At 67.7% G+C, this 4,224-nt stretch carries 1 protein-coding gene; it reads right to left on the bottom strand.

What is annotated here, in order from left to right:
* Positions 1-39: 39 nt before the first annotated feature.
* Positions 40-4,059 (bottom strand): cadherin domain-containing protein, encoded by a 4,020-nt coding sequence (locus OXN85_02070; protein ID MCY3598745.1) that lies wholly within the window; start codon positions 4,057-4,059, stop codon positions 40-42.
* Positions 4,060-4,224: the final 165 nt, after the last annotated feature.

Here is a 4,224-nt window from a genome sequence, read left to right as displayed (position 1 = left end):
TCTGTAAGTCGTGTTATTACATTGTGTTATCGCCTTGGATCACACCGTGACCGTCACCGGCGCGTGGCCCCGCTTCACGCCCGTCACCGTCAGCCGGTCCTCCCACACCGCGACCGCCGCCACCGCCTCGTCCGCCGAGGCCGCGACGTACTCCAGGTCGTCGCCGTTCGGGTCGGAGAAGTGCTCCGACAGCTCCACCAGCACATACTCCGCCGGCGCGAGCGTCATCGCCGGAATCGCCTCCACCACCAGCGGGGCCTCGTTCAGCACCGTCACCGTGAACGCATGCGACACCGACGCACCGTGCACGTCGCGGGCCGTCACATTCACCTCGGACTCGCCGGGAGACACGCCCGTCACCGTGATCCTGCTCCCGCTCACCCTCGCCGTCGCCGCCGCCACGTTCGACGACACCGCCTCGTAGGTGAGCGCGTCGTCGTTCGGGTCCCGGAAGTGCCGGGACACGTCCACCACCATCGAGTCGCCCGCCGGGAACGTCATCGGCGGAATCGGGCTCGCGATCTCCGGCGCGCCGTTCCCCTCGCTCACGGTCACGCTGAAGGCCTGCGAGACCGACAGGCCGCGCGGATCCGCGGCGGCGATCGTCACGTCGGCGCTCCCCTTCGACACGCCCCGGACCCACACCGTGTCCTTGCTCGCCCGCACCGTCGCGAAGTTCCGGTTCGACGAAGAAGCCGTGTACGTCAGCGCGTCCTTGTCGGGATCGCTGAAGTGCGGCGACACCCTCACCGCCACCGAGTCTCCGGCCACCACCGCGCGCGCCGGGATCGCGCTCTCGATACGCGGAGCGCGGTTCGTCGGGGGCGGGGTCGTGACCGTGATCGTCACGGCGGCGGTATCGGCAAGCCCTCCCGGATCGGTCGCGAACGCCTTGAGCTTGTAGGTGTCGGCCGGCGGGGCGACGGCCACTGTGACCACCCCACTCGCTCGTCCAACCTTGAACCGGCTGGTGTCCGACAGGGCATAGGTGATGCGGTCCCGGTTGCCGTCCGTCGCCGTCACCGTGCCGACGACATGGCCAGTCGACGCCGTGTCGTGAACCGCCCAGGAATAGCTCGTCCGACCGAACACCGGAGCTACGGCCGTCGGTGGACGATCGGTCACCCCGACCGTAAGCGTCGCCGAGGCCGAAGCGTGTCCGTTGCCGTCCCGCACCTTCACGGTCATAACGTACGTCTTCACGCTAAGCGAGCCCGTCACCGTCACCCGGCCGCTCGACCGCCCGATCGAGAACGGCGCCGCGTCCGCCCCGCTCAGTTCATATCGCAGCGACCCGCAGTCCGAACCCTGCGTCCAACCCTGCACCGTCCCCACCACCGTCTCGTCGCTGTACACCCCAAAGCTGTGGTTCTCTAAGCCGACCGTGCAGTCGGGTGGAACAACAACCCTGTTCACCTTGATTGTCACCTTCGCCGTGCCCTCCGCATTGACGGAATCCCTCGCCGTGGCGGTAAGCGTGTAGGTGCCTGCCGGCGGCTGCGCTTTGACGGTGATCGCGCCGGTGCCGGTGCCGATCCGGAAGTAGGACGAATTCGACAAGAAGTACCGTACCCGCCCGCCCTCCGGGTCCTCCGCATGTACCCGGCCCACCTCGGTGTTCACCGAAACCGTTTCGTCCGTCGTGAAGGAATAGCTCGGCGGATCGAACTTCGGGGGCTCGTTCGGCGGGACGACCTTGTTGACCTTGATCGTCACCGGCGCCGTGCCCTCCGCATCGACGGAATCCCTCGCCGTGGCGGTGAGCGTGTAGGTGCCTGCCGGCGGCTGCGCCTTCACCGTGATCGCGCCGGTGCCGGTGCCGATCCGGAAGTAGGACGAACTCGACAAGAAGTACCGTACCCGCCCGCCCTCCGGGTCCTTCGCATGTACCCGGCCCACCTCGGTGTTCTCCGAGACCGTTTCGTCCGTCGTGAAGGAATAGCTCGGCGGATCGAACACCGGAGGCTTGTTCGGCCGCGGTTTCACAGCGATCGTCACGGCATCGGTGTGGCTGAGACTGCCACCGTCCGTGACCGTCAGTTCGAACACCAAGTCGGTAGTCTGGGGCACAACCGGTGCCGTGAAGGTCGCCGTTCTCTTGTTCGCATCCTTCAGCCCACCCTTCGGAGTCGGGCCTTTGGTCTGCACCCAGGCGAATGTGTGCGACGGAGTGCCCCAAGTAGCGTGATCGCCGTCCAGGTCCTCGCTCGAACCGCTCAGCGTCACCGTCGATTCCGATGGAATGTCTTCTTGATCGGCCCCCGCATCGGCCATCGGCGCTTCGTTCACATTCGTCACCTTGATGTCCACATCACCGTCGTTGCTCGCGGATCCGCCCTTTTCGCTGACGGTCAGTGTCAGGTCGTATGACTGCCTCTCCTCGAAGTCAAAGTTCCCCGTGATCTCGGCGTTGTCGCTGCCGCTTGCCGCAGCCACGGAAACGTCTCCCGCGCCCGCGCCCGTCAACACGTATTCGAGGTCGCCGCAGTGCTCCGCAGACACGCCTACCGTGCCCACATCGGTCTCGTCCTCTCTCAAGCTGAAGTTGCCGTCCTCCACGCTGATGGCGCATTTCGGCGCTGGCAGCACCGTGACCGTCACGGCGTCTGTGTCGTTCAGACCGCCGCCGTCGGTGACCTTCAGTTCGAATACCAGGTCGGTCGTGTCAGAGACCGCAGGTGCCGTGAAGGTCGCCGTTCTCTTGTTCGCATCCTTCAGCCCACCCTTCGGAGTCGGGCCTTTGGTCTGCACCCAGGCGAAGCCGTGCGACGGGGTGCCCAAGGTTGCGTCGTCGCCGTCGAGATCCGTGCTCGTGCCGCTGAGCGTCACGGGATCGTTTGATTCGACGGTCTGATCTTTCCCCGCATTGACCGTCGGGGCTTCGTTCACGTTGTTGACTTTGATGGCGACGTCCGTGGTGTCGCTGGCGCCGCAGTCATCATGCACGCTGACGCTGACGACGTAGGAACTCCTCTTCTCGTGGTCGAGGCGGGCAGTGGTCTTGATCTGCCCCGTCACATCGTCGATGGCGAAGAGCCCCGAGCCACCGCGCAGTTTGTAGTACGCGATGCTCTCCGTGGGGGCCGTCACCGGAGCGCCCACCTCCGTGCCCGCCCGCTCGTTCTCGTCGACGTTGCGGTCGATCCGACCGTCCGGAAACTCGACGGTGCACTCGATGAACCCGAACCGCTGTTGCAGGTCGATCCGCAGGCCGTTGCCCGCCCACGCTCCCGCTCCGCCCGCCGCAGCCGCAGCCGCGACCGCCGGGTCGAGCGCGACGTAGAACATCTCGACCGGCTCGGACTCCTCGTCCTCCAGCGTCCTCACGCTGATCGGCTTCGAGCGCTCGCCCGGCTCGAAGACGACGCTCCCCATCGTCCCTTCGTAGTCGGAGCCCGCCAACGCCGTGCCGTCGCTGGTGCGCCACCCCACCGACACCCGCTCGGCCACCGCCGAGGACAGCGTCACCATCGAGTTCCACGCCGCGCCCTCCGGCAGCGTGTCGTTCATCGGGGTGATCTCGACCGTTACCGTGCCGTGGTCGGCGATCGTCGCCGTCGCGGGGGCGGGGTCCACCACCGCAGTGGCCGCGCCGCTCGCGCCCGTCAGCGTCAGAACCACCGTTTCGCCGTGGTCCAGGATGTCGTCGTCGAGCGCGGAGAGCACGATCCCCGCGCTGTTCTCCCCCTTGGCCACCGTGACCTCGCCCGACAGCGCCCGGTAGTCCGTGCCCGCCGTGGCCGTGCCCGCTACCGAGTAGCGCACGGTCACCGCTCCGTCCGAGGTGCTGCCCGCCACCGAGACTTCGAAGCTGCCCTCCGAGCCCTCGGCCACCGAGCCGCCCTCCGGCGCGGCCAGCGTCACGCGCAGCGTGTCGGCAACAGCGGGTGCGCCGGTCGCGGGCGGATAGGCGGCGGCCGGGCTGGTGGCCCCCGCGAGCACGAGGGCGGCGAGCGGGAGAACCGCAAGCGCCCGAACCGCGGCGTGCGGGAAGAAGGGGCTGTCGGCGGCGCCGGGGCGCACGGGTGGCAGGGCGGAAGGCGTGGGGCAAAGGCGCATCGGTCGGTGCGTCCTGTGGGGGGAGGGTCGGAGGCTGGCGTGGGCCGCCGGACGCTCCGGCGGCGCGAGAACGACGGAAGGTAAGGGCAAGGCGCGAAAGCACAAGCCCCAGTCTTGTCCAACGGCAAATGAGCCTGAACGCGGGGCCGGTTTCCAGCGGGAATT

Origin of the sequence: Candidatus Palauibacter australiensis (assembly GCA_026705295.1) — a bacterium.
Lineage (GTDB): Bacteria > Gemmatimonadota > Gemmatimonadetes > Palauibacterales > Palauibacteraceae > Palauibacter > Palauibacter australiensis.
The sequence above is the reverse complement of the archived record's forward strand: the minus strand, read 5'-3'. Positions and strand labels throughout refer to the sequence as shown.